This window comes from Streptomyces sp. W16 (assembly GCF_033194735.1).
Lineage (GTDB): Bacteria > Actinomycetota > Actinomycetes > Streptomycetales > Streptomycetaceae > Streptomyces.
Genome location: NZ_JAWOAI010000029.1, coordinates 1 through 23,307, shown reverse-complemented (window position 1 = coordinate 23,307; position 23,307 = coordinate 1). Strand labels below are relative to the sequence as shown.

The following is a 23,307-nucleotide window of genomic DNA, read 5'->3' as shown; positions in this document are numbered from 1 at the left end:
CTGGCGCGCTAGCTGATTCTGTAGTCCTCGTGCGGGATCGCTCGCTCCCACACCGCCTCGAACGCCTCGGCGCACAGTTTCGCCGCGGCCGGGTCCTCGCTGATCTCTCCGCCACCGGACGCGCCGCCCCCGGTGAAGTGATTCCAGCGGATCAACCGGCCGTCCAGGAGCCAGAAGTCGTTGCCCGGCAGCGCGATGTCGGAGGCCTGCCGACGCGGAAGCCATCGCACCTGTTCGCCGGCCTCAATGTTGACCGGTGTGCCCGCGTGCTCGTAGCGGATGTAGTCACTGACCGGTTCGGAAACGATGCGTGCGCGCCGCACGACCACGCCGCGGGCCACTGTGCGGCGGATGAGGCTCGTCCATGAACCCCAGTACGGTGACTCCGGGTCGGTGTCCCGTTCCCCTGTCTCTTGCCAGCGGCCGAAATCGTCGGCCTCGCCAGCGACTCCGTATGCGTCTCGCATCTCCAGGTGGACAGCCGAGCGCCGCGCGCCGTCCAGGAGTTCAGCGAAGCTCGGCACGTTCTGCGGCATCGCACGCCTTCCTCAGGATCGGCACCATGCGTGCCGGAACGCGGACAACTGCTTCGTGGTCAGGAATTCCCACCGCGTGGCCGCGCACCTCGAACGCGGCGCACTGCACCTCGATCTCACGATCCGGCTTCCATCCCTGGATGACCAATTCGTTCCTACTCTCGTCGACCCACACAGTGGGGCTCTCGCCGGTGCCTGTGTTGGGGTCGATCCCGATGAACCGTAACGCCATGGCCGCCTCCGGCGTGCTGGTCGTTCGCAGATGTGCACCACCTTGAAGGCACCAAGATGCCGGGTCAAGAAGGAAAATCGGCCATGAGCAGGGGCAACTTACTGGTGTGAACATTCATGAACATCACTGGAGATGGCGACCACCAGGGCCCTAGCGTCGAGACCGGCAACGAAACCCCGGCGAGGCAGCGAGCCTTCCCGAGGCACGGCCCACGCCGCTGAGGAGCGCCAACATGAGGGAAGGCACTGCCCATCCGTCGGCACAGTTGCCCAACGGCTTCGATGCCTGGCTACTGGACTGCACTCCGACCCCCAACTGCGACATCTGCGCAGCGAATTGGCGCCAACTCACCACCTGCAAGCAATCCGGCGACATCACCCAGGCCGCCCGCCACGCCACCGAGATCCGCGACCACGCCTCCGGAGTGCACGCAAGCTCCACCAACTGACCAACACAGGAAGGCACCCCCATGCTCAACGGCACCGACCTCTACCAACTCGACATCACCGCAGCCGCGTTCACGCAGGCCTGCGGCGGCCCCTGCACCGAGGGCTGCGTGACCCTCGCCCGGATCGGCGACGGATTCTGGGCCCTGGGCGACAGCAAGCGCCCCGACAAGGAGCCCCTGCGCTTCACCACCGAGGAACTGGGCGCGGCCGGCATCGACCCGGCCCGCTTCGGCCTGACCATCTGAGCCGCGCAGACCCACAGTCCCACCCATCCCGGCCGGCCCTGTAGCGACCCCAACTCGCCCTCCCCGGCCGGGATTTCACCACCTCCCAGACCGAGCCCACCCCGAACAGGACCCCCACCGGTGCACCACCACGCCTACCTGTGGACCGGCCCGAAAGCCCGCTTCGACCAGGAGGCGCTACGCCGCCCACCCCACCCCGAACCACCCCCACCCGGCAGCCGCCCTGAGTTGGTCCAGCGCTACCGCGAAGTGGCCGCGGAGTTCCCCACCACCGACCTACCCCCGCTGGAAACGGCGTATTGGCTGATCAAACCGCCCTCACTGGTACGCGGAACATGGCCGGACCCAACCGCCGCGGCAGCCTGGCTCAGTGAACAACTCGCCGCATACCAAGCCAGGTTCACATCCGAAGCCCACCGCGACGCCCGCCACCTCGCCACCCTCGCGGCCTCCGCCACCGAGCGACTGACCTCAGGCGACGACTCGTCATACGGCTTCTACCTCGACCAGCCGGCCTATCTGTCCCTCGCCCTCGTCACCTGCACACCGAACCGCGCCAGGCCCAACCTGCCGTGCCCCTTGGCCAGTTGAGCCGACCGTCCTCCCTGACGAACAGCTACCGGCTGAGCCTGCGGAACCTCCGTACAGCCAACGGCAGGAACAGCAGCGTCAACGCCGCCGGCCACACCCCCGCCAGCAGCAGCGCGTGCTGTTCCGGCCATGACGCACCCCGCGCGGTCGGCGCGCCGAAGAGTGCCCGGGTGGCGCCGGCCGTCGAGGAGAGGGGGTTCCAGAGGGCGGCCTGGCCGAGCCAGTGGGGCATCTGCTGCGGGGAGACGTAGATGCTGGAGATCATCGTCAGCGGGAAGACGATCGCGAAGAGGCCGCCCACCTGCTCGGGGCCCGGCAGCAGCAACCCCAGCCAGACGCCCACCCAGATCAGCGCGAAGCGCAGGGAGAGGAGCAGTACGACGGCCTTCGCGAAGCCGAGTGCCGAGCCCGGGAAGGGGCCCGTGCCGAACTCCGGGCGCCAGCCCATGCCGTACGCCGTGGCCATCATGATGCCCAACTCCGCGCAGGACACGATCAGATCGGTCGCACCGCGTCCGGCCACCACCGCGGACGGCGCCATCGGCATGGAGCGGAACCGGTCGATGACGCCCTTCTTGGAGTCGTTCACGAAGATCGTCGCCGTGGAGACGAACCCCATGGCGACGGTCATCACGAACATCCCCGGCATCAGGAACGCCTTGTAGTCGCCGCCGCCCGGCACCTGGATGGCCTTGCCGAAGACGTACCCGTACAGCAGCACCGACAGGATCGGGAAGCCCAACTGCCAGAGGATGCTGACCGGTTGGCGCCGGTAGTGGGTCAGGCCGCGCCGGACGACGTTCCAGCAGTCGGCGACCGTCCAGAAGAGCCGGCCGTGCTGCGGTCGTCTGCGGTACGTCCGCCCGGTCCCGTCCGCCGTCGACACACCGCCACTCACGCCACCGCCTCCTCGATCTCCGGGTCCGGCACCGGTTCTTCCTCCGTACGGCGGCCCGTCAGCCGTAGGAACACGTCGTCCAGGCTCGGGCGGCGCAGGCCGATGTCCTCGACCGGGATGCCGTAGTGCTGGAGGTATCGGGCGACCTCGGTCAGCGAGCCCACCCGGTCGGCCACCGGCGCGTGCACCCGCAACTCCCCCATGTCGGCCTCGGGTTCGCCGCCGTGGGCGACCCTCGCGACCGCCTGCAACGCGTACGGGATGTGGGCCGGTTCGCGCACCACGACCTCGACGCGGTCACCGCCGACGCGGTTCTTCAGGCCGTCGAGGGTGTCGTCGGCGATGGCCCGGCCCTGGTCGATGACGGTGATGCGGGAGGCCAGCCGGTCGGCCTCCTCCAGGTACTGGGTGGTGAGGAGGACGGTGGTGCCGTCGGCCACCAACTCCCTTACAGTTTCCCAGACTTCGCCGCGGCTGCGCGGGTCGAGGCCGGTGGTCGGTTCGTCCAGGAAGAGGACGGCCGGGGCGAGGATCATCGATGCCGCGAGGTCAAGTCGGCGGCGCATGCCACCGCTGTAGCCGCCCGCGCCCTTGTCCGCGGCGGCCTCCAGATCGAACTGGCGCAGGAGTTGGGTCGCCCTCAACTTGGCCCGCCTGCGGCCGAGATGGAAGAGGCGGCCGAACATCTCCAGGTTCTGCCGGCCGGTGAGGATCTCGTCGATCGCCGCGTACTGGCCGGTGAGCCCGATCCGGGAGCGCACCTGGCGCGGCTGCCGGGCCACGTCGAGTCCGGCGACGGTCGCCTTGCCGCCGTCGAGCCGGACGAGCGTGGAGAGGATGCGGACGGCGGTGGTCTTGCCGGCGCCGTTCGGGCCGAGCAGGCCGTGCACGGTGCCCTCGCGGACGGCGAGGTCGAAGCCGTCGAGGGCGCGCTTGTCGCCGTAGCGCTTCTCCAGCGCCTCGGCCTCCACGACGTATCCGTGACTCATGGATCCCTCCTCCCTCCCTCTCTCCCTCCCGAACTGCGTGCACCGTATCCGATTACGCGTACGGTGTACTCGGTTTTCGTCCCCGGACCTAGACTCCCCCCATGACGAGCAGGCCGGCGAACAGCGGTCAGGATTCCAGCGGCAGCGGTGACATCGGCCGCACCCTCGAACTGCTGTGGGACACCGGCCCCCGCCCCAGCCGCGGCCCGAAGCCGGGCCTGAGCGTCGACCGGATCGTGGACGCGGCCATCCGCATCGCGGACCAGGAGGGGCTCGACGCGGTCTCCATGCGGCGCGTGGCCACCGATCTGGGCACGGGCGCGATGTCGCTGTACCGGTACGTCCCGGGGAAGGCCGAACTCCTCGACCTGATGCTGGACCGCGTCCGTTTCCCGGACCGGCCGAACACCCAAGCCACCGCCGCCGGTTGGCGCACCGCTCTGGAGACCGCCGCCCGCGACGCGCTCGCCGTCCACCGCCGGCACCCCTGGCTGCTGCGCGTCAACCAGTCCCGCCCGCTGCTCGGCCCGCGCGCCCTCGCCACCCTGGAACACCTGCTCGGCCGTATCCGCCCGATGGGCCTGACCGACCCGGAACTCGTCTCGACGGTCGTGATGGTCGACGGCTATGTCGTCGGGGCCGCCCGCACCCAGGTCCACCAGGAGGAGGCGGCCCGCTCCACCGGCCTGACCGACGCGGAGTTCTACGGCGCCCAGGTCCCGGCCCTGGAGAAGGCCATGGCCACCGGCGCCTACCCGACCCTCGCGTCCCTCTCCCCCGACACCTTCACCGCCGGTTTCGACCACTTCGAGTTCGGGCTCGCCCGCATCCTGGACGGACTGGAGGAACTGGTCCAACGGCGGTGCGGGGCAACGGAGTTCAGCTACGGCTCAGCTACGACGACGGGTGAGGCGCCGTAGCCCGAGCACGGCCCCGAAGACGACCACGACGGCCACCGCGCCCACCTTCACGTTGTTCCCCGAACCGCCGCCACCATCGCCACCACTCGCCGAACTCCCGCTCCCGGAAGGTGACTTGGAGGCGGAAGTGGCTCCCTCGGGCGCGTCCTCCGCCTGTACGGGACTGTCGGTGCCCTCACTCCCGTACATGAGCTTGGTGCCGTCCGCCGAGTAGCTGACGGACTCCCCCTGCCCCTGCAACGGCACGTCGAGGCGCCCTTTTCGCTTGATCCTGCCGCCGTTCCAGTCGTAGTAGATACCGCCGAAGTAGCCGCGTACGGCGAGCTGTTGGCCGCCCGGCGAGAAGGCGGCGTCGGTGGCCCAGAGGTCCACGGAGGCGACGGGCTTGAAGTAGTTGGTGCCGGAGGAGGAGAGCTTGGCCGGCCCTTCGAACAGGTGCCCGCCGTCCTCCTTCTTGTCGATGATGTACACGCGCCCGGTCTTGGGGTGCACGACCAGCGACTCGGCGTTCCGCGCCCCGTCCGAGTACTTCACGACGTACTGCGTGGCCCGGATCGTCTGGTCCTTGAGCACCTTCGGCTCGGGCAGCTTGTAGATCCAGACGTAGGGCCAGGTCCCGTCGAGGTTGTCGCCGATGTCACCGACGTAGATCTGGTTGTCCGGCCCGATGGAAATGGCCTCGACGTCACGCGGCTTGCCGACGCCGCTGAAGGTGACCGTGGCGACCGTCTTGCCGGTGGCGCTGTCGACGGCGTAGATGTACGGGCCGTCGTTGCTGTCGTTGTGCGTCCAGTAGATGCCGGGGTGGAGGTGCGAGGCGGCGAGGCCGCTGGACTCGGTGATCCGGGAGTCCGTGATCGTGAACCCCTTGTCGCCCTTGCCGCCACCGTCGTCGGCGGTTGCCGCCGTCGCTGCTGCTGCGGGCAGGGCGAGCGCGCCGACGAGAAAGCCGGAGCCGAGGAACGCGAGGAAGCGACGCATGCCCCAAGCCTGCCATCGTGGCAGGCCTCACACCCCACCGGCTCCAGCGATCGGCCGCCGATCGTCCATCATGAGCGGATGCTCAGGTTCATGCCCGTAGGCGACTCCATGACGATCGGGAGCGCGGGCGAACACACGTGGCGCTACCGGATGTGGCAGCACCTGCGCGCGACCTACGGCGGCCCGTTCGCCGTGGTCGGCCCGCGCGAGGCGCTGTACGACAAGGCGACGGACACGCCCACGTCGTACGAGTACGCCGACCCCGGCTTCCCGCACTTCCACCTCGCGGGGTGGGGCGAGGGCTGGCTGCACATGGCCCCCCTGATCGGCGAGGCGGTACGCGCACACCGGGCGGACGTGCTCCTCGTCTCCCTCGGCCTGATCGACCTGGGCTTCTACACGAACGCGGCGCAGACGGCCGACAACGTGCGCGCCTTCGTGGCGGAGGCCCGCGCCGCGAAGCCGTCCGTCCGCATGGTGTTCCTGCCGGTCATCCCGAACGTCCGCGCCCAGACGGACGCCCCCTTCGCCGCCGAGGTCGCCCTCTTCAGCGAACTCCAGGCCAAGGCGGTCGCCGACCTGGACGACCCGCGTTCCCCGATCCTCCTGGCCTCCCTCCCGGAGTCGTACGACGTCAACCACGACACATACGACGGCACCCACCCGAACGCCTCCGGCGAGCACCGGATCGCGGGGGCGTTCGCGGGGGCGATGCATCAGGCGTGGGGGTTGGGTGGGGAGTACGGGGATTACGGGGATTACGGGGATTACGACGGCTCGGACGACCTGATCACCGGCACGGGTGGCGGCCCGGCGCACCCCCGCGCTTCGGGTGGAAGGCCGTCCCGCCGGTCCTCGCGCAGGTCCAGGTAGGACCCGCTGCCAGTCACCGATACCGGGCGATCCACTCCTCGTTGAGGTGATCGGCCTGGCGGTGATGGCTGGGGGTGATGTGCCGTCCGGCGGGGAGCCCGACACCGAGGTGACCGAGCACGCGGAGGGTGACGGCGGACGGGTCGTCGGACAGGTCTTCGTAGCGGATGCGGTGCGGCTCGATGCCGTAGTCCTCGAACCAGCGCTCCCAGCCGACGTTGTGCTCGTCGATCGTCCGCATGGTGCGGGCGATGGCGTCGCGGTCGTAGGAGGGCCGACCGCCGGCGTGGACGGCCCGACCTCCGCCGACCTCGCCCTTCCCACCGACGAACCAGACACCGGTCTGCTCGGCGCGCACCCATGACACGGCCTGTGCGAGTACGTCCTCCCGCCACAGCCGGACGAACCGCACCCGGCCGAACTCCCGCTCCAGCAGGCGCGGTTCGTCCCCGGCGAGGTCAGGATGCAGGCACGCGAGCCGACTTGTGAGTTCGGCGTGCGTACCCCACATGAGCTTGGCCCCGAAGACCCCGTTGCCGGTCCGGCCTGCCGCCAGCGCGGCCCGCACGAAGTCGCCGTAGTCCAGGGCCCCTTGAGGCGTATGCGCGATGCCCCACCTCTCGGACCACGCCACCTCGTCCGGCACCCGGAAGTAGGCCTGCGGGTGCCCGGCGACTCCGGTGGAGTCGAGCAGCCCGAGGAGGAGGGAGCTGCCGGTTCGGGGGGTGGCGCAGATGAAGTACGTGTCCGTGTCCGTGGGGTGGGTCACGGGGAACAGGGTCCGGGGTGGGAGTGGGGGCGGCAACCGGATAACGACGGTGACGATGGCGTGATCACTACGTACCGCGGTCACCGTGCGCGTCGCTGTACCGCGCGGCTGCACCTAGCAATGGGCAGCCGGGGAGGAGCGCCACGATGACCGGCCTTGATGCCCTGTTCGAGCGTCTTGAGGGCATGCCCGTCCCCGGGGGCTACAAGGTCGAGATCGTCGAGGGGACCGTCGCCATGTCACCGCAGGAGGACACCCACTGGGAGATCATCGCGGACATCTACGAGCAGCTACGGACCAAGTACCCCCGGAAGCGCGTGAAGTCCGACGTCCGTATCGACTACCCGGGTCACCTCAACGGATTCGCGACCGACGTGACGGTGATGACCGAGGGTGCCGAGAAGACGGAGGGCGGGGGCTGGCGCCACCAGGACGTCGAGTTCGTCGCCGAGGTCATCTCCAAGGGCACCGCCGCCAACGACTACGGCCCGAAGAAGGCCGCGTACGCCCTCGCCGAGGTCCCCGTCTACGTCATCGCCGACCCGTACCAGGGCCGCTGCCACATCTACACCCACCCCAAGGGCGACGACTACACGACCGAGACGAAGGTGGCGTTCGGGGACGACATGGATCTCACCGACACCGTGGTCGGCCTCACCCTCACCACCGACGAGTTCCCCCGCGACTGACCCCCCTTGCATAGAGCGCGCTCGAAGTCGTTGGCTAGGTACTCATGAAGTACACGCAGCTCGGACGCACAGGTCTCAAGGTCAGTCGGCTCGTCCTCGGGACGATGAACTTCGGTCCGCAGACCGACGAGGCGGACAGTCACGCGATCATGGACGCGGCGCTGGACGCCGGCATCAACTTCTTCGACACCGCCAACGTGTACGGCTGGGGTGAGAACAAGGGCCGTACCGAGGAGATCATCGGCAACTGGTTCGCCAAAAGCCCCGACCACCGCGACAAGACGGTCCTCGCCACCAAGATGTACGGCAACATGGGCCCCGAGGGCGTCCCCGCCTGGCCCAACCACGACAAGCTCTCCGCCCTCAACATCCGGCGCGCCGTGGACGCCAGCCTCAAGCGGCTGCAGACGGACTACATCGACGTCTACCAGTTCCACCACGTCGACCGCGCCACCCCCTTCGAGGAGATCTGGCAGGCGATCGACACCCTGATCCAGCAGGGCAAGATCCTCTACGTCGGTTCCTCCAACTTCCCGGGTTACAAGATCGCCCAGGCGAACGAGATCGCCGCCCGCCGCGGCGGCACCATCGGTCTCGTCACCGAGCAGTGCCTCTACAACCTCGCCGAGCGCCGCGCCGAGATGGAGGTCATCCCGGCCGCGCAGGAGTACGGCCTCGGGGTCATCCCCTGGTCCCCGCTCCAGGGCGGGCTGCTGGGCGGCGTCATCAAGAAGGAGATCTCGGGCGGACGCCGGGCGAGCGGCCGGGCCGCGGACACCCTCGCCAACCCCACCTCACGCGCCCAGATCCAGGCCTACGAGGACCTCCTCGACAAGCACGGCATCGAACCCGGAGAAGCCGCCCTGGCCTGGCTCCTCACCCGCCCCGGCATCACCGGCCCGATCGTCGGCCCACGCACCGCCGAGCAACTCGACTCCGCGCTGCGCGCCGTAGAACTGGAACTGAGCGAGGAACTCCTCACCTCGCTGGACGAGATCTTCCCCGGGCCGGGCCCGTCGCCGGAGGCCTTCGCCTGGTAGCAGCGTGAGGGCAGCGCCCCTTCAGGGGCGCGGGGAACTGCGCGACCAGCCACACTCGGCCCGCAGCCGAAATTCGACCGCAGTTCCCCAGTCCTCACTTACCGAGCGCCGCAGCAAGCCCCACGACAACGAACAACAACACAAGCGCACCGGCCATGATCCGGTTCCGGAATTTCGGGTCCACGCACCCGAGCCTAACCGCCCACGCCAAACCCCCAGCGGCCGACCGCCTCGTACCGCGGCTGCTCCCCCGACACCCCGGACCTCGGCAGGTTGCTGCGGACGAGGACCAGCTCGTCCACCGTCCACGGACGGCCCGCGAAGTCGTCGAGACGGTCGAGATACGGCCGTACGTCCGTGGCCTCCCGGCTGCGCGCCACGGTGAGGTGGGCGCGGTACCGCCGGTGCTCCCCCGCCACCGCAGCCTCCTCACAATGCTCCGCGAGCTGTCGTAGGGCCGAGACATCGCCCTCCACCCCCGCCCACAGCGCCCGCCCGTCCCCGAACTGCCCACCCCCACGCACCGTCAGCCCGAACGGTTCGGTCCGGCGCGCGGTCCGCGCCAGGCCGGCCGACAGTTCGGGTACGACGTCCTCGTCGACCTCGCCGTAGAAGGCGAGCGTGAAGTGCCATCCCCGGCGGCTCGTCCAGCGGAGGCCGTCCGCACCCGGGAGGACCTGCAACTCGTCGACCACCGCGCCGAGTTGGGCCAGTACGTCCTCGGGCGGCAGCAGCGCCGCGAAGAGTCTCATGGAGGCAGCCTTCCACTACTGCTCAACGTGTGTGCCCTGGACTAACCGGTCTGATGGACCTGTGCGGTTAGTCCAGCGCACAGCCAATGCGGACCTCTAGCCTGCTGCGATGGAGACCGACACCAGCATCAGCATCAGGGACGGCGGGCCCGACGACATCCCCGCGATACTCGGCATGTTCGACAGCGCGGTGGCGTGGCTTGTCGCGCAGGGGCGTACCGGGCAGTGGGGTACCAAGCCGTGGTCGGAGAATCCGAAGGCCGTGGCGATGGTGGAGCGGTATGTGGCGGAGGGCTCGCCCTTCATCGCCGAGGTCGACGGCGTCCCGGCCGGCACGCTGACGCTCACCGACTCTCCGGGGTCGTACATCAAAGCCGTCGACGAGCCCGAGCGGTACGTCCATCTCCTCGCCTCCGACCGGCAGTTCAAGGGCTACGGCGTCGGCAGCGCGCTGCTCGCGCACGCGGCGGAGGTGACCAGGCGGGCCGGGATCTCCCTGCTGCGGGTGGACTGTTACGCGGGTGACGACCGCAAGCTCGTCGCCTACTACGAGAGCAACGGGTTCACGGCGACCGAGGCCTTCACGGTCGGCGACGACAAGTGGCCGGGACAGGTGCTGGCCCGGAGGGTGTAACACGCACGCCCTCCGGGCCAGTCACGCGATAACTCTCACGCCACAACTGTCATACCGCCGTGGCCAGTTGCTCCCGCTGTCGCGGGACGAAGGCGACGCTCGGGTGGCCGTGGTTCCAGCCGACGGACAGGCGCAGGTCGCCGATGCGGGCCAGGACCAGGCCGATCGTGGCGGCGGCCACGGCCGCGATGACTCCGCCGAGGGCGAAGCTCACCCGGGGGCCGTAGGCGTCCGTGATCCAGCCGACGATCGGTGCGCCCAGCGGCGTACCGCCCATGAAGACCATCATGAACAGGGCCATGACGCGGCCCCGCATGGCCGGGTCGGTGCCCATCTGGACGGCGGTGTTGGCCGTGACGTTGACGGTCAGGCCGGCGATGCCGATCGGGATCATGAGCAGGGCGAACAGCCAGTAGGAGGGGGCCACGGCGGCCACTATCTCCAGCAGGCCGAAGGCCGCCGCCGCCGCGATCAGGACGCGCAGGCGGGTGGTGCCGCGGCGGGCGGCGAGCAGGGCGCCGACCAGCGAACCGACCGCCATCAGGGTGTTGAAGAGGCTGTAGGCGCCGGCGCCCGCGTGGAAGATGTCGTCCGCGTAGGCCGACAGCCACACCGGGAAGTTGAAGCCGAAGGTGCCGATGAAGCCGACGAGGACGATCGGCCAGATCAGGTCGGGGCGGCCGGCGACGTACTGCAGGCCTTCGCGGAGCTGGCCTTTGCCGCGCGGTGCGCGCTTCGCCACGGCCTTCAGGTCGCGGTTGCGCATGAGGAGCAGGCTCGCCAGGGGCGCCACGAACGACAGGCCGTTGAAGAGGAACGCCCAGCCGGTGCCGACGCCGGTGATCAGGACGCCCGCGACGGCGGGGCCGACCAGGCGGGCGGACTGGAAGTTCGCCGAGTTGAGACTGACCGCGTTCTGCAGCTGCTCGGGGCCGACCATCTCGGAGACGAAGGACTGGCGGGCCGGGTTGTCGACCACCGTGGCGAGGCCGACGGCGAAGGCGGCGACGTAGACGTGCCAGACCTGGACGTGGCCGGAGAGGGTCAGGAAGGCGAGGGCGAGGCCGGTCAGGGCCATCGCGGTCTGCGTGACGAGGAGGGTGGGGCGCTTGGGCAGCCGGTCGACGAGGACACCGCCGTAGAGCCCGAAGAGGAGCATCGGCAGGAACTGGAGGGCGGTCGTGATGCCCACGGCGGCGGAGGAGCCGGTGAGGCTGAGGACCAGCCAGTCCTGGGCTATTCGCTGCATCCAGGTGCCGGTGTTGGAGACGACCTGGCCGATGAAGAACAGGCGGTAGTTCCGGATCTTCAGCGAGCTGAACATCGAGGACTTGCCGGTGGTGCCGGTGGTATCAGGGGTGGGCGGGGAGTCGGGGGTGGCTGGCGCGGGGGCGGAGTCTGCTCCGGGTCCCGAACTCAAAAGGTCGCTCCTACATAGACGGGTTTACAGATGTGCGAGTTTCTCCAGCACGGGGGCGGCGGCGACGATCTTCGCCCACTCGTCCTCGTCGAGGCCTTCGACCAGGCCGGCCAGGAACGCGTTGCGCTTGCGGCGGCTCTCTTCGAGCATCGCCTCGGCCTGCTCGGTCTTGGTGACGACCTTCTGGCGCCGGTCCTCGGGGTGCGGCTCCAGCCGGACCAGGCCCTTGGCTTCGAGCAGCGCGACGATGCGGGTCATCGAGGGCGGCTGCACATGCTCCTTTCGAGCCAGCTCGCCAGGTGTGGCGGCGCCCCAGTTGGACAGGGTGCCGAGCACCGACATCTCGGTGGGGCTGAGTGACTCGTCGACCCGCTGGTGCTTGAGTCGACGGGACAACCGCATCACGGCTGATCGCAGGGAGTTCACGGCGGCAACGTCGTCGCCATGGGTTAGGTCCGGCATGTTCTTTAGCGTAACTCATTACCCTCGCTAAAGACCAATGGGAACACGCCGAGATTCCCGTGACTCCGGCCACTGAACCCTTCCATCACCCATATGAGTGACCCGGGAGCGGAACGTGACACGGTGGCGGTGACCGCCCCCGACTCTCGTCTTCATGGGGACCAGCGTGCTCAGCCTGCGGATAGACGGGGAGCTGCTTGAGCGGCTCCGACACCATGCGGCGAAAAGGGGGATGAGCGTCCAGGACTATGTCGTCCAGACGCTCATTCGGGACGACTTCGACGAGCGGTTCCAGACCGCCGTGGAAGAGACCGAGAAGTTCTACGGCCGTACCTGACCGAATCCGATGCGACGTCAACTCCCGTTCACATAAGGTCAACCCTTCATGCCGGGCACCCGCCCGGCCGAGGGCAGGGGGTTGTGACCCATGATCGACGGGATATCCGGCAGAAACCGGCGGGGGCCGAACAGACGTCAGATCCTGCGGGGCGGAGCCGGACTCGCCGGCGCGGCCGTGGTCGGCACGGCGGCCCCGCTGGTGGCGGCGGGCACGGCCTCGGCCACCGTGGCTACCTCGAACCACTTCTCACTGTCCGGCAGCGGCGGCAACCCGATCTGGCGGGCCACCCTCCACCAGCCGTACTGGGCGATGCAGTCCTTCGCCTACGACAACGTCAACAGCCGCGTCTACTTCGCCCAGCACCGCATCGGCGACAGCGCCGGGAACAACGGCGACCTGTGGATCTCGCAGACCGACCTCTCGGGGAACGTGCTGGGCACGATGGCTCTGCACGGGTTCGGCCACGGCTCCTCGATGGGCGTCGAGCCGACGGGTTCGGGCACGACGCCCTATCTGTGGATCGAGGGCAGCGACTCCGACGACAACGGCGCCGGCGAGAAGCTGTCCCGCTTCCGGTTCACCGACGGGCTGACCCTGGAGTACACCGCTCCCTCGATCACGATCTACGACCGCACGCCGACCATCTCCAGCTTCGTCAAGCTGCCCCGGCCCGCGATCGACCCGTACACGAACCGGCTGCTGATCCGCTACGCGACCAGCGACTCCGCCTCCAGGGTGTGGCGCCTGGCCGTCTTCGACATGGCGGACGCCGTCGCCGGTCGCCTGAGCGACGGCTACCGGCTCGTCGAGCGGGCCATCCCGAACAACGACGAGCTCGGTCTCACCACCGCCGACCAGTTCCAGGGCATCACCCTGTGCGGGCAGTACGCGTATCTCCTCTACGGCGGCCCCGGCGGCCCCTCGTACCTGGTCACGCTCGACCTGAACGACAGCGGCGGCTCGTACTACGACAAGTTCGAGACCACCGCGGGCGCCTCCCTGCCGGGGCGCGAGGCCCAGGGCACCGCGATCTGGCTGGCCTCCGGGGCGCCCCGGCTCGCCTTCGGCTTCTCGTCGAAGACCAGCGGGGATCCGGACACCCTGGACGCCAGCGTGTTCTACAAGAGCGACTTCGTGTCCTGAGCCGGTCGGCCCCGGGCCTTACGTCAGGCCCAGGGCCGGCATCAGGTAGTAGAACCCGAACACCGCCGCGACGACGTACATCGGCACCGGGACCTCGCGGCCCCGGCCCGCCACCAGGCGCAGCACCACGAAGGTGATGAAGCCCATGCCGATGCCGTTGGTGATCGAGTAGGTGAACGGCATCATCACCATCGTGATGAAGGCCGGGATGGCGATCGTGTGGTCGGCCCAGTCGATCTCCTTGACGGAGCCCGCCAGGATCAGGAAGCCCACCGCGAGCAGGGCGGGGGTGGCCGCCTGGGAGGGGACCATCGTGGCGATGGGCGTGAGGAACAGTGCTACGGCGAACAGGGCGCCCGTGACGACGTTGGCGAAGCCGGTGCGGGCGCCCTCGCCGACGCCGGCCGTGGACTCCACGAAGCAGGTGGTCGCGGAGGACGAGCTGGCGCCGCCGGCCGCGACCGCGATGCCGTCGACGAAGAGGACCTTGTTGATGCCGGGCATGTTGCCCTCGCCGTCGGTCAGCTTGGCCTCGTCGCTGATGCCCATGATCGTGCCCATCGCGTCGAAGAAGCACGACAGCAGGACCGTGAAGACGAAGAGGACGCCGGTCAGCACGCCGACCTTGCCGAAGCCGCCGAACAGGCTGAACTTGCCGATCAGGCCGAAGTCCGGGGTGGCGACCGGGTTTCCGGGCCACTTCGGGGTGGTCAGACCCCAGGAGGGGATCGTCGCGACCGCGTTCACGATCACCGCGAGGACGGTCATCGTGACGATGGAGATCAGGATCGCGCCGGACACCTTGCGGACGATCAGCGCGAGCGTGAGCAGCACGCCGAGGATGAAGATCAGGACCGGCCAGCCGTTGAGGTGACCGTCGGCGCCGAGCTGGAGCGGGACGGTGGTCTGGGCGGCGTCCGGGATGCGGGTGATGAACCCGGAGTCCACGAGCCCGATCAGCATGATGAACAGGCCGATACCGATGGCGATGGCCTTGCGCAGGCCGTAGGGCACGGCGTTCATGACGCGCTCGCGCAGCCCGGTGGCAACCAGCAGCATCACGACCAGGCCGGCCAGGACGACCATGCCCATCGCGTCCGGCCACGTCATGCGGGGCGCGAGCTGGAGGGCGACGACGGAGTTCACGCCGAGTCCGGCGGCCAGCGCGATCGGCACGTTGCCGATGACTCCCATGAGGAGGGTGGTGAAGGCGGCGGTGACGGCGGTGGCGGTGACCAGCTGGCCGTTGTCGAGGTGGTGCCCGTACATGTCCTTGGCGCTGCCGAGGATGATCGGGTTCAGCACGATGATGTACGCCATCGCGAAGAAGGTGGCGAACCCGCCCCGGATCTCGCGGGGGAGGCTGCTGCCCCGTTCGGAGATCTTGAAGTAGCGGTCGAGGGCGGTCTGCATTGGATGTTCCTACGAGCAGAAGTGGACAGACGGAAACCGTTTCAGTATGAACATATGAAGACGTCAGGCGCTATCTCCGCGCGTAGACACGTGGAGATCTTCGGGCCTTGTGTCGCCTCGTAAGCTGGGGGCATGGCGAAGTGGACACCGACACACGAGGCACCGGAGCCCCTGGAGGGCCCGATCGTCCCGACCATCATCGGCGGCACGATCCTCTGGTTCGTCCTCTTCCTGGTACAGCTCCCCTTCTACGGCTGGTTCGACGACCACGGCCATCTGTGGTGGCTGTGGACCTGCCTGGCCGGAAGCGGGCTCGGGCTGATCGGCATCTGGTACGTCCGGGGGCGCGACGCCGCCCTCAAGCGCGCGGCGGGCTCCGAGGGCGCGGCGGACGCCTCGGCGCCGACTGCTGCCGAGTAACGACACCCCCGTACAACCACGGCATCACTCCGCCCCGCCCGCCGTCCTCCCCTGGTCGGATCTTCCGGGCACTCGGCGGGTGAAGCCGTAAATCCGCACGTACCGTCGAATGCATGACGCACACCGACGCGGGCGCCGAACTCGACCCGGTGCACCCCGTGCCCATCCCCGCCGCGCGGGCCCGTGGACTCACCGCCGCAGGGGTCGCGGAGCGGGTGGCGCGCGGGGAGGTCAACGACGTCCCGGTGCGCAGCAGCCGGTCCCTCGGCGAGATCGTCCGTGCCAACGTCTTCACCCGGTTCAACGCGATCATCGGTGTGCTCTGGCTGATCATGCTGTTCGTGGCGCCGGTGCAGGACAGCCTGTTCGGGTACGTGATCCTCGCCAACACCGGGATCGGTGTCTTCCAGGAATGGCGGGCGAAGCAGACCCTCGACTCCCTCGCGGTGATCGGCGAGTCGAAGCCGACCGTACGGCGGGACGGGGGCGCCGTGGCGGTGAGCACGTCCGAGATCGTGCTCGGGGATCTCATCGAGATCGGGCCCGGGGACAAGGTCGTGGTCGACGGGGAGTGCGTCGAGGCCGACGGTCTGGAGATCGACGAGTCGCTGCTCACCGGTGAGGCGGATCCGGTCGTCAAGCGGCCGGGGGACGCGGTCATGTCCGGGAGTTTCGTGGTCGCCGGCGGTGGCGCGTTCGAGGCGACGAAGGTGGGGCGTGAGGCGTACGCCGCCCAACTCGCCGAGGAGGCCTCGCGGTTCACGCTCGTCCACTCCGAGCTGCGGACCGGTATCTCCACGATCCTCAAGTACGTGACGTGGATGATGATCCCGACCGCGATCGGCCTGGTCATCAGCCAACTCGTCGTCAAGCAGCACGGGTTCAAGGACTCGATCGCGCGGACGGTCGGCGGGATCGTGCCGATGGTTCCCGAGGGGCTCGTCCTCCTCACCTCGGTGGCCTTCGCGATCGGGGTCATCAGACTTGGCCGGAAACAGTGCCTCGTCCAGGAGCTCCCGGCCATCGAGGGCCTCGCCCGCGTCGACACGGTCTGCCTCGACAAGACGGGAACGCTCACCGAGGGCGGCATGGACGTCACCGAGCTGCGTCCGCTCGGCGGGGCGGACGAAACGTACGTACGCAAAGTCCTGGGTGCATTGGGAGAGTCGGACCCTCGGCCCAACGCGTCCCTTCAGGCGATCATCACCGCCTACCCGGACAGCGAGGAGTGGCGGTGCGTCGAGTCACTGCCCTTCTCCTCGGCGCGCAAGTACAGCGGGGCGTCGTTCAGTGAGGGGAACGGGGAGTCGAGCACGTGGTTGCTAGGGGCGCCCGATGTGCTGCTCGCCGCCGACGATCCCGCGCTGGCGGAGACCGGACGGCTCAACGAGCAGGGGCTACGGGTGCTGTTGCTGGCCCGGGTCGCGGGTGAGCTGGACGATCCCGGGGTCGCGCGGGGGGCTTCGGCGACGGCGCTGGTGGTGTTGGAGCAGCGGTTGCGGCCCGACGCGGCGGAGACGTTGGCCTATTTCGCCGAGCAGGATGTGCACGCGAAGGTCATCTCCGGGGACAACGCGGTGTCCGTGGGGGCGGTGGCCGGGAAGCTGGGGCTCACCGGGCAGGTCGTCGACGCGCGCCAACTGCCTTCGGATCAGGAGGAGATGGCGAAGTCCCTGGACGAGGGCACGGTGTTCGGGCGGGTCACTCCGCAGCAGAAGCGGGACATGGTGGGGGCGTTGCAGTCGCGCGGGCACACGGTCGCGATGACCGGGGACGGTGTCAACGACGTACTCGCCCTCAAGGACGCCGACATCGGGGTGTCGATGGGGTCGGGGTCCGAGGCGACCCGGGCTGTCGCGCAGATCGTGTTGCTCAACAACAGCTTCGCGACGTTGCCTTCGGTGGTCGCGGAGGGGCGTCGGGTCATCGGGAACATCACGCGGGTGGCGACGCTGTTCCTGGTCAAGACGGTCTACTCGGTGCTGCTGGCGGTGCTGGTGGTGTGCTGGCGGGTCGAATATCCGTTCCTGCCGCGGCACTTGACGCTGCTGTCGACCCTGACGATCGGCGTCCCCGCGTTCTTCCTGGCGCTGGCGCCCAACACGGAGCGTGCGCAACCCCACTTCGTGCGGCGGGTGATGCGGTACTCGATCCCGGGTGGGGTGATCGCCGGGGCGGCGACCTTCGTGACGTATCTGATCGCCCGTCACTACTACACGGGGAAGGGGTCGTTGGGGGCGGAGACCAGTGCGGCGACCCTGACGCTGTTCCTGATCTCGATGTGGGTGCTGGCGATCATCGCCCGGCCGTACACGTGGTGGCGGATCGCGCTGGTGGCGTCCATGGGGGCGGCGTTCGTGGTGGTGCTGGTCGTGCCGTGGCTGCAGCACTTCTTCGCGTTGAAGCTGGTGGGGGTGACCATGCCGTGGGTTGCGGTGGGGATTTCGGGGGTGGCGGGGGTTTTGCTGGAGGTGGCGTGGAGAGTGGTCGATCGGCGGGGGTCGGTTTAGAGAGGGTCGTCGTTCGGGTGCGGGTGCGTCGTGGCTGGTCGCGCAGTTCCCCGCGCCCCTAAAGGCAGCTGCCGCGCCCCTGTTCTCAGGGACGCGGCAGCTGCCTTTGGTACTTACTACTTCACGTCGACGTAGTCGCCCGTGGCGTTGACCGCCGGGGTCGTCGAGGTGCCCGCGAAGCTGTAGCGGAAGTAGCCGTCGACCGTCGCCTTGACGGTGGTCTTCAGGCTGCCCGTCGAGCTCGTCTTGATGGTCTTGACCGTGGTGTAGGTGCTGGCGCCCTTCTTGCGGAACTGCAGCTTCACCGGCTGGGTCGAGTAACCCGCGTACTTGTTGGTCTCCCAGTTGGCGCGGGTCAGACTGCCCGTGACGGTGATGGTCTTGCCCTTCTTCACCGGCTCCGGGGCGGCGTTGACCGTCAGCTTCGACAGGCGCTGCACGTTCGGGGAAGCGAAGCCGCCCTGCTGGGCGACTCCGACCTTGGTGATGTCGAAGGTGCTGCTGTCCGGGTCCTGGCCGTTGTACGCGATGGCCAGGCCGCCGGCCTTCCAGGCACCGGCGTCGACGTTCGCCAGGTCGCCGTCGCCCGGGTAGAAGTCGAGGGTGGCCTTGCACGAGGCGACGGTCGTGGAGGTGGCCGTGCAGGTGCCCTCCTTGTCGCCGAAGACCGCGTTGGACGGATCGGTGAACGTGCCCTTGTAGATGACCGGGCCGCTGAGGAAGTCCGCCGCGGTGATGTCGACGTCGACGCCGTGCGTCAGCGTGTACGTGACCGGCACGGAGACATGGGCGGAGGCACCGACCACGATCGGCTTGCCGCTGTGCACCTTGATGTTGGAGAAGGTGACGTCCAGGGCGTACGGCGCGGGGTCGTCGGTGGTGGCGGTGGAGCTGCTGAGCTTGGCCTGGCCGGAGGCCGCGTGAACGGCTGCACGGATCTTCGCGACGTCCGAGCGGTACGAGCCGGCGTCGGAGCCCGCGGCCTGCGCGGCCGGTACGGCGAAAGCGGAGAGAACCAGGGCGCCGGAGACGGCGGCCACGGTGGCGCTTATGCGCATGCGTTCCCCAAGTGGAGAAAGGGGCCCCAGCGCGCTGGTCGTTCCGAACGGCTCGTCGTCGGCGCCGGGGCCCAAGTGATGGCGGAGCCTGTTGGCTCACGTGATCTGATCCGTGACGGGTGGTCAGGGTTGTACGGCGGATCAAGACTTTGTGCGGGTATTGCGAACTGATGGTGAAGCGCGGAGACTCCGCCGGTCTCCGGGGTTACTTCACGTCGATGAAGTCACCGGCGGCGTTGACGGCCGGGGTGGTCGAGGTGCCCGCGAAGCTGTAGCGGAAGTAGCCGTCGACGGTCGCCTTGACGGTGGTCGACAGGGCGCCGGTCGAGCTGGTCTTGATGGTCTTGACCGTGGTGTAGGTGCTGGCGCCCTTCTTGCGGAACTGGAGCTTCACCGGCTGGGTCGAGTAACCGGAGTACGTGCCGGCGTCCCAGTTCGCGCGGGTCAGCTTGCCGGTGACCGTGATGGTCTTGCCCTTCTTCACGGGCTCCGGGGCAGCGTTGGCCGTGAGCTTCGACAGACGCTGGACCTGGAAGCTCTTCGCGTTGTCCTTCTGGACGTAGTCGTTGTCCTTGCCCGTGGCGATCGCCCAGACCTTCCAGCCGCCGGCCGCGAAGTTGAACGCCTCGGTGCCCGGCTCCAGGTCGAAGGTCGCCTTGCAGGTCGACGTCGTGGCGTTGACCGTGGTGCAGGTCGAGCGGTGGTCGCTGCTGTTGGCGACCGAACCGGTGTCGGAGGACTCGATGTCGGCACCGTGGTACAGGATGGCCTGCGCCCAGCCGACGCCCGAGGCGTCCTTCACGGTGAAGCTGACAGTGATGGTCTTCTTCGCGGTCGCGCTGACGACGACCGGCTTCCCGCCATTCACCACGACGCCCGAGATCGTGGTGTCCCCCTGGACCTCGTCGGCCTGCGCGGCAGGAACGGCGAAGACAGAGAGGGCCAGGGCGCCGGTGACGACGCCGAGGGTGGCACGAATGCGCATGGATTCCCCAGTTACAGAAGTGATCGTGGAGCCAGTTGGCTCAGCAGTCAGACCTGCGACGAAAGGGAATGGTTGTACGACTCGTGGAAGATTTCCGCGAGGCCCGTGAAGATCACGCCCCGCTCAGTCGAACCAGCGGTCCCGGGCCAGTTCCTCCGTCCGTGACGGGTCCTCCAGCAGCGCGGCCACCTCGAAGCGCCGGGGCCACTGGCCCGCCGCCCAGGCGAGTCCGGCGGCGACGCCTTCCAGGGTCGAGGCGTGCAGCACGCCGTCGCGGGTGCGGCGCCAGTCGATCTCGACGCCGTCCACGACGAGCTCCTCGTGCTCGACGTAGGTCGCGGGGGTGAGCGGTCCGAGGAGGACGCGGACGGATTCCGGTACGTCGTGCTCGGTGCCCTCGGAGGTGACCTCGCCGGTGACGGACTCGCTCAGTCGCCGGACCTGGAAGAGTTCGGCCAGCTCGGCGGCCCGGGACGGACGGACGGGGAGGAGCGGGACGCCGGCGGTGAAGGGCAGCAGGTCGGGTGAGTCGACGACCACGGCGTCCGCGGCGTCCACCACCGTCACCTCGCCGTCGACGACGGCGCGCAGGTCGTCCGGCAGGGTGACCTGTTCCGGGTCCAGGTCGGCCAACGCGCTGTACAGGGCGTGCAGTTGGGCGCCGGTGACCTCGCGGTCCGGGTCGGCGAGGCGGTCGAGGAGTTCGGCGGCACCGCCGGGCTCGTCGAGGAGGGCGGCGACGGAGGTGCGTACGCCGAGTGCCCGCAGCACCTGTTCGTCGTCGAAGCCGGTCGCGTCGGCCTCGTCGTAGAGGCCGCGGAGGAGTGGGTCTCCGCCGGCGGCCAGCAGACCGGCCGGGCGGCGGCCGTCGAGTACCGGGTGGCCGCGCAACCACCAGGCCGTGTACGGCCGTACGACCTCGTAGGAGCCGTCGGGCAGCAGGATGCGGACCTGCTGGGTGATCGCGTCGCGGAGTGGGGGCTGGGCGAGGAGGGCGAGTGCCTGGGGCCAGCGGTCGTCGTCGACGAGGTCGAGGTCGCGGACCGCTACGAGTTCGGTGGCCACGGGCGGTACAGGGGTGTCGGGGAAGCGGTCGAGGACGTCCTCCGACCACACGTCCACGGAGTCCAGCAGGCCGGGGTCGTCGGGTTCGGCGAAGTCGCTGTCGCGGGGCTCCAGTTCGTCCGGGTCGAGGACCACGTCGGTGGCCCGGACGAGGGCGAAGGTGGCGAGAACTCCGCAGGCGGCGAGGGGCTGTTCGCCCCAGCGGTCGGCCAACTCCGCGTCCACGAAGGCAAGTTCGTCCTCGCGCATCACCTGGGCGAACGGACTGCCGGGGAGGACGAGTTCACCTGCCGGTGCGAGTTCGCCCTCCTCGTCGGGCAGGGCGAGCGCGCCCAGCCAGGGTTCGTCGCCCGGTTCCAGGCCCGCGTCCCGGACGAGGGCGAGCACCGTGTCGGCCAACTCCTCGGCGTCCGGGGTGGGTTCGTCCCATACGGCGCCGCCCTCGTCGTCGAGGGAGGCGGCCACGGCGGCCCGTACCTGGGGTGTGGTGAGGACCGCGCGGGGCGTGGCGGGCAGCGCGCCGAGCTTCTCCAGGAGGGGGTGTGCGGCGTCCGGGTGGGCGACCTTGAGCCCGAGCCGGGCGAGGACTTCGGGTTCGACGTGGGCGGAGTCGGGGGTGGGGAGGAGGACTTGGCGGGGTCCGATCGTCGTCCTGCCGTCGGCGAGCGGTACGGGCAGCCCGGAGAGCCGGTCGGGGTCGACGCCCGCGAGGCTGTCGTAGAGCCGTCGCCACCAGTCGGGGTCCTTCTCCAGGCCGGCCAGCCGGTCGACGGCGTCGGCGAGGGGGACCCGGGTGACGCCCAACGTCCGTAGTTCCACGCGTCGTTCGAGGCCGGCGGGGAGGAGGGTGGGGAGGACCTCGGCGAGGACGCGCACGGTGTCGGTGCCCGCGCCCTCGACGACCTCGGCGTCCCGGGGCCGTAGCGACTCGGGCAACTCCGAGTCGTCGGTGGGGGGTTCGACGGCGGGCGGCAGGAAGGAGGTGCGCGGCAGCCGCTCCAGGATGGCCTGGCGCAGGGTGCCGTCCAGTTCGCCCTTGCCCAGCGGGCCGGGCACGAGGTCGATGATGCCGGCGGTCACCGGCCGCCAGGCGGCGAGGAGTTCGACGTAGGCGTCGGCCGCGCGCTCCACCACGAAGTCGGTCAGCGGGCCGGGGGCGGCGTGGCGGCGGGTGGTGTCGAGCGGGAGGGAGGCGATGAGCAGCGCGGGTACGCCGAGGGGTTCGTCGCTGGGCGTGGGCGCGTGCACGACGGGGCTGGTACGGGGGTGGGCCGGGGTGCCGTCGGCGTCGACGGGCACGGCCCAGGTGACGGACCAGTAGGGCCGCAGCCGCTCCTCGACGGGCCGGTCGGCGAGGAGTTCCTTGGCGAGGTCGCCGTGTGCGTCGGCCGTACGCCAGCGGGTGGTTCCGTCGCGGCTGTCGTCGACGACGGTGTCGGCGCCGACGGTGCGGCGCGTGAGGCTGCGCGGGGCCTGGTCCCCCACCTCGATCACGACCTCCACCAGCCCCGGCAGGGCGAGCAGCAACGCGTCGTCGACGGCGTTCAGGAGGCGTTCGGCGAGGTCCTCGGCGGCGGTGTCGCGCAGCGGGAGGATGACGACCGTGTCGTAGGAGTCGGGGGCGCTGCCCACGGCGGCGAACGGGAGGCGGAGGAGGGGGATGTGGCCGTCTCGGCGGCGGATCTCGGTGCCGAGGCTCGGGCTGTGGCGGGCGGTCTCGTCGGCGAGTTCGCGGGCCTCGGCGAGGGACCAGCGGACACCGCCGTGCCGTCCCACGAGGGCGGGTTCGTCGGTCACGGCGACGACGGCGGCGAACCCGACCCCGAAGCGTCCGACGGCGCTGTCGCCCGCGTCGCGTTTGGCGGACGCGCGGAGGGTGGAGAGCGATTCGAC

Annotated in this window: 24 protein-coding genes and 1 pseudogene; 12 read left to right on the top strand and 13 right to left on the bottom strand. The window is 69.4% G+C overall.

The features are described from left to right. Window positions 1-8: 8 nt before the first annotated feature. Window positions 9-536, bottom strand: coding sequence for a DUF6879 family protein (locus R6V09_RS06335; protein ID WP_317880334.1), 528 nt, complete (start codon window positions 534-536; stop codon window positions 9-11). Further along, window positions 508-768 carry a hypothetical protein gene (locus tag R6V09_RS06330; protein ID WP_317880333.1) on the bottom strand — a complete coding sequence of 87 codons (261 nt, stop codon included), beginning with the start codon at window positions 766-768 and terminating at the stop codon, window positions 508-510. Before R6V09_RS06330 ends, R6V09_RS06335 begins: the two co-directional genes overlap by 29 nt. A gap of 232 nt (window positions 769-1,000) precedes the next feature. On the opposite strand from R6V09_RS06330, the gene R6V09_RS06325 reads away from it, so the two are divergent. The 3 genes from R6V09_RS06325 (at window position 1,001) to R6V09_RS06315 (ending at window position 2,053) form a co-directional block, all read left to right on the top strand. After that, a complete protein-coding gene (locus R6V09_RS06325) occupies window positions 1,001-1,216 on the top strand; it encodes a hypothetical protein (protein WP_317880332.1) in 216 nt (71 codons plus the stop codon). A 21-nt stretch (window positions 1,217-1,237) separates the two neighbouring features. Continuing rightward, window positions 1,238-1,462: a DUF397 domain-containing protein gene (locus tag R6V09_RS06320; RefSeq protein ID WP_317880331.1), complete on the top strand. Its 225-nt coding sequence runs from the start codon at window positions 1,238-1,240 to the stop codon at window positions 1,460-1,462. Between the two features lie 120 nt (window positions 1,463-1,582). Next, the gene (locus R6V09_RS06315; RefSeq protein ID WP_317880330.1) at window positions 1,583-2,053 is read left to right on the top strand and encodes a hypothetical protein; all 471 of its coding nucleotides are present in this window, start codon (window positions 1,583-1,585) and stop codon (window positions 2,051-2,053) included. Window positions 2,054-2,078: 25 nt separating this feature from the next. On the opposite strand, the gene R6V09_RS06310 is transcribed toward R6V09_RS06315, so the two are convergent. Then, the gene (locus R6V09_RS06310; RefSeq protein WP_317880351.1) at window positions 2,079-2,939 is read right to left on the bottom strand and encodes an ABC transporter permease; all 861 of its coding nucleotides are present in this window, start codon (window positions 2,937-2,939) and stop codon (window positions 2,079-2,081) included. 8 nt (window positions 2,940-2,947) lie between these two features. Further along, on the bottom strand, window positions 2,948-3,940 hold the full coding sequence (locus R6V09_RS06305) for an ATP-binding cassette domain-containing protein (protein WP_317880329.1): 993 nt from the start codon (window positions 3,938-3,940) through the stop codon (window positions 2,948-2,950). Between the two features lie 101 nt (window positions 3,941-4,041). Between R6V09_RS06305 and R6V09_RS06300 the strand changes: the two genes are divergently transcribed. Further along, window positions 4,042-4,860 (top strand): TetR/AcrR family transcriptional regulator, encoded by an 819-nt coding sequence (locus tag R6V09_RS06300; RefSeq protein WP_317880328.1) that lies wholly within the window; start codon window positions 4,042-4,044, stop codon window positions 4,858-4,860. Here the strand turns inward: R6V09_RS06300 and R6V09_RS06295 are convergent. Next, window positions 4,831-5,841: a WD40 repeat domain-containing protein gene (locus R6V09_RS06295; protein ID WP_317880327.1), complete on the bottom strand. Its 1,011-nt coding sequence runs from the start codon at window positions 5,839-5,841 to the stop codon at window positions 4,831-4,833. The genes R6V09_RS06300 and R6V09_RS06295 overlap by 30 nt on opposite strands. Before the next feature lie 78 nt (window positions 5,842-5,919). Here R6V09_RS06295 and R6V09_RS06290 point away from each other — a divergent pair. Further along, window positions 5,920-6,585 (top strand): annotated as a pseudogene (locus R6V09_RS06290) (SGNH/GDSL hydrolase family protein); the annotation flags it as partial. Between the two features lie 142 nt (window positions 6,586-6,727). On the opposite strand, the gene R6V09_RS06285 reads toward R6V09_RS06290, so the two are convergent. After that, complete coding sequence (locus R6V09_RS06285; protein WP_317880325.1) at window positions 6,728-7,483, bottom strand: Stf0 family sulfotransferase; 756 nt, start codon at window positions 7,481-7,483, stop codon at window positions 6,728-6,730. 146 nt (window positions 7,484-7,629) lie between these two features. Here R6V09_RS06285 and R6V09_RS06280 point away from each other — a divergent pair, with 146 nt between their 5' ends. Both R6V09_RS06280 and R6V09_RS06275 read left to right on the top strand, forming a co-directional pair. Next, on the top strand, window positions 7,630-8,172 hold the full coding sequence (locus tag R6V09_RS06280; RefSeq protein ID WP_317880324.1) for a Uma2 family endonuclease: 543 nt from the start codon (window positions 7,630-7,632) through the stop codon (window positions 8,170-8,172). Window positions 8,173-8,216: 44 nt separating this feature from the next. Further along, a complete protein-coding gene (locus tag R6V09_RS06275) occupies window positions 8,217-9,212 on the top strand; it encodes an aldo/keto reductase (protein WP_317880323.1) in 996 nt (331 codons plus the stop codon). A 194-nt stretch (window positions 9,213-9,406) separates the two neighbouring features. On the opposite strand, the gene thpR is transcribed toward R6V09_RS06275, so the two are convergent. Next, window positions 9,407-9,964 (bottom strand): RNA 2',3'-cyclic phosphodiesterase, encoded by a 558-nt coding sequence (thpR, locus tag R6V09_RS06270; protein ID WP_317880322.1) that lies wholly within the window; start codon window positions 9,962-9,964, stop codon window positions 9,407-9,409. Between the two features lie 109 nt (window positions 9,965-10,073). On the opposite strand from thpR, the gene R6V09_RS06265 reads away from it, so the two are divergent. Then, on the top strand, window positions 10,074-10,598 hold the full coding sequence (locus tag R6V09_RS06265; protein ID WP_317880321.1) for a GNAT family N-acetyltransferase: 525 nt from the start codon (window positions 10,074-10,076) through the stop codon (window positions 10,596-10,598). Between the two features lie 49 nt (window positions 10,599-10,647). Here R6V09_RS06265 and R6V09_RS06260 read toward each other — a convergent pair whose 3' ends face one another. Next, window positions 10,648-12,018 (bottom strand): MFS transporter, encoded by a 1,371-nt coding sequence (locus R6V09_RS06260; RefSeq protein ID WP_317880320.1) that lies wholly within the window; start codon window positions 12,016-12,018, stop codon window positions 10,648-10,650. A 24-nt stretch (window positions 12,019-12,042) separates the two neighbouring features. Continuing rightward, window positions 12,043-12,480, bottom strand: coding sequence for a MarR family winged helix-turn-helix transcriptional regulator (locus R6V09_RS06255; RefSeq protein WP_317880319.1), 438 nt, complete (start codon window positions 12,478-12,480; stop codon window positions 12,043-12,045). 154 nt (window positions 12,481-12,634) lie between these two features. Here R6V09_RS06255 and R6V09_RS06250 point away from each other — a divergent pair, with 154 nt between their 5' ends. Together R6V09_RS06250 and R6V09_RS06245 are read left to right on the top strand one after the other, a co-directional pair. Continuing rightward, window positions 12,635-12,817: a ribbon-helix-helix protein, CopG family gene (locus R6V09_RS06250; RefSeq protein ID WP_019072528.1), complete on the top strand. Its 183-nt coding sequence runs from the start codon at window positions 12,635-12,637 to the stop codon at window positions 12,815-12,817. 90 nt (window positions 12,818-12,907) lie between these two features. Continuing rightward, complete coding sequence (locus R6V09_RS06245) at window positions 12,908-13,963, top strand: phage baseplate protein (RefSeq protein ID WP_317880318.1); 1,056 nt, start codon at window positions 12,908-12,910, stop codon at window positions 13,961-13,963. 18 nt (window positions 13,964-13,981) lie between these two features. Here the strand turns inward: R6V09_RS06245 and R6V09_RS06240 are convergent, their stop codons facing one another. After that, on the bottom strand, window positions 13,982-15,376 hold the full coding sequence (locus R6V09_RS06240) for an NCS2 family permease (RefSeq protein ID WP_317880317.1): 1,395 nt from the start codon (window positions 15,374-15,376) through the stop codon (window positions 13,982-13,984). 132 nt (window positions 15,377-15,508) lie between these two features. Between R6V09_RS06240 and R6V09_RS06235 the strand changes: the two genes are divergently transcribed. Together R6V09_RS06235 and R6V09_RS06230 are read left to right on the top strand one after the other, a co-directional pair. Then, a complete protein-coding gene (locus R6V09_RS06235; protein ID WP_317880316.1) occupies window positions 15,509-15,796 on the top strand; it encodes a DUF2530 domain-containing protein in 288 nt (95 codons plus the stop codon). A 113-nt stretch (window positions 15,797-15,909) separates the two neighbouring features. Continuing rightward, window positions 15,910-18,306 carry a cation-translocating P-type ATPase gene (locus R6V09_RS06230; protein WP_317880315.1) on the top strand — a complete coding sequence of 799 codons (2,397 nt, stop codon included), beginning with the start codon at window positions 15,910-15,912 and terminating at the stop codon, window positions 18,304-18,306. Between the two features lie 116 nt (window positions 18,307-18,422). On the opposite strand, the gene R6V09_RS06225 is transcribed toward R6V09_RS06230, so the two are convergent. The 3 genes from R6V09_RS06225 to R6V09_RS06215 form a co-directional block, all read right to left on the bottom strand. Beyond that, on the bottom strand, window positions 18,423-19,364 hold the full coding sequence (locus tag R6V09_RS06225; protein WP_317880314.1) for a hypothetical protein: 942 nt from the start codon (window positions 19,362-19,364) through the stop codon (window positions 18,423-18,425). 205 nt (window positions 19,365-19,569) lie between these two features. Further along, window positions 19,570-20,349 carry a calcium-binding protein gene (locus R6V09_RS06220; protein WP_317880313.1) on the bottom strand — a complete coding sequence of 260 codons (780 nt, stop codon included), beginning with the start codon at window positions 20,347-20,349 and terminating at the stop codon, window positions 19,570-19,572. 123 nt (window positions 20,350-20,472) lie between these two features. Beyond that, window positions 20,473-23,307: molecular chaperone Hsp90 (locus R6V09_RS06215; RefSeq protein ID WP_317880312.1), on the bottom strand; the 2,835-nt coding region annotated here is incomplete at its 5' end.

Coding starts and splice junctions, on each gene's coding strand:
- R6V09_RS06335 (WP_317880334.1), bottom strand. CDS start 536: ATGCCGCAGAACGTGCCGAGCTTCGCTGAACTCCTGGACGGCGCGCGG.
- R6V09_RS06330 (WP_317880333.1), bottom strand. CDS start 768: ATGGCGTTACGGTTCATCGGGATCGACCCCAACACAGGCACCGGCGAG.
- R6V09_RS06325 (WP_317880332.1), top strand. CDS start 1,001: ATGAGGGAAGGCACTGCCCATCCGTCGGCACAGTTGCCCAACGGCTTC.
- R6V09_RS06320 (WP_317880331.1), top strand. CDS start 1,238: ATGCTCAACGGCACCGACCTCTACCAACTCGACATCACCGCAGCCGCG.
- R6V09_RS06305 (WP_317880329.1), bottom strand. CDS start 3,940: ATGAGTCACGGATACGTCGTGGAGGCCGAGGCGCTGGAGAAGCGCTAC.
- R6V09_RS06300 (WP_317880328.1), top strand. CDS start 4,042: ATGACGAGCAGGCCGGCGAACAGCGGTCAGGATTCCAGCGGCAGCGGT.
- R6V09_RS06295 (WP_317880327.1), bottom strand. CDS start 5,841: ATGCGTCGCTTCCTCGCGTTCCTCGGCTCCGGCTTTCTCGTCGGCGCG.
- R6V09_RS06280 (WP_317880324.1), top strand. CDS start 7,630: ATGACCGGCCTTGATGCCCTGTTCGAGCGTCTTGAGGGCATGCCCGTC.
- R6V09_RS06275 (WP_317880323.1), top strand. CDS start 8,217: ATGAAGTACACGCAGCTCGGACGCACAGGTCTCAAGGTCAGTCGGCTC.
- thpR (WP_317880322.1), bottom strand. CDS start 9,964: ATGAGACTCTTCGCGGCGCTGCTGCCGCCCGAGGACGTACTGGCCCAA.
- R6V09_RS06265 (WP_317880321.1), top strand. CDS start 10,074: ATGGAGACCGACACCAGCATCAGCATCAGGGACGGCGGGCCCGACGAC.
- R6V09_RS06255 (WP_317880319.1), bottom strand. CDS start 12,480: ATGCCGGACCTAACCCATGGCGACGACGTTGCCGCCGTGAACTCCCTG.
- R6V09_RS06250 (WP_019072528.1), top strand. CDS start 12,635: ATGGGGACCAGCGTGCTCAGCCTGCGGATAGACGGGGAGCTGCTTGAG.
- R6V09_RS06245 (WP_317880318.1), top strand. CDS start 12,908: ATGATCGACGGGATATCCGGCAGAAACCGGCGGGGGCCGAACAGACGT.
- R6V09_RS06240 (WP_317880317.1), bottom strand. CDS start 15,376: ATGCAGACCGCCCTCGACCGCTACTTCAAGATCTCCGAACGGGGCAGC.
- R6V09_RS06235 (WP_317880316.1), top strand. CDS start 15,509: ATGGCGAAGTGGACACCGACACACGAGGCACCGGAGCCCCTGGAGGGC.
- R6V09_RS06230 (WP_317880315.1), top strand. CDS start 15,910: ATGACGCACACCGACGCGGGCGCCGAACTCGACCCGGTGCACCCCGTG.
- R6V09_RS06225 (WP_317880314.1), bottom strand. CDS start 19,364: ATGCGCATAAGCGCCACCGTGGCCGCCGTCTCCGGCGCCCTGGTTCTC.
- R6V09_RS06220 (WP_317880313.1), bottom strand. CDS start 20,349: ATGCGCATTCGTGCCACCCTCGGCGTCGTCACCGGCGCCCTGGCCCTC.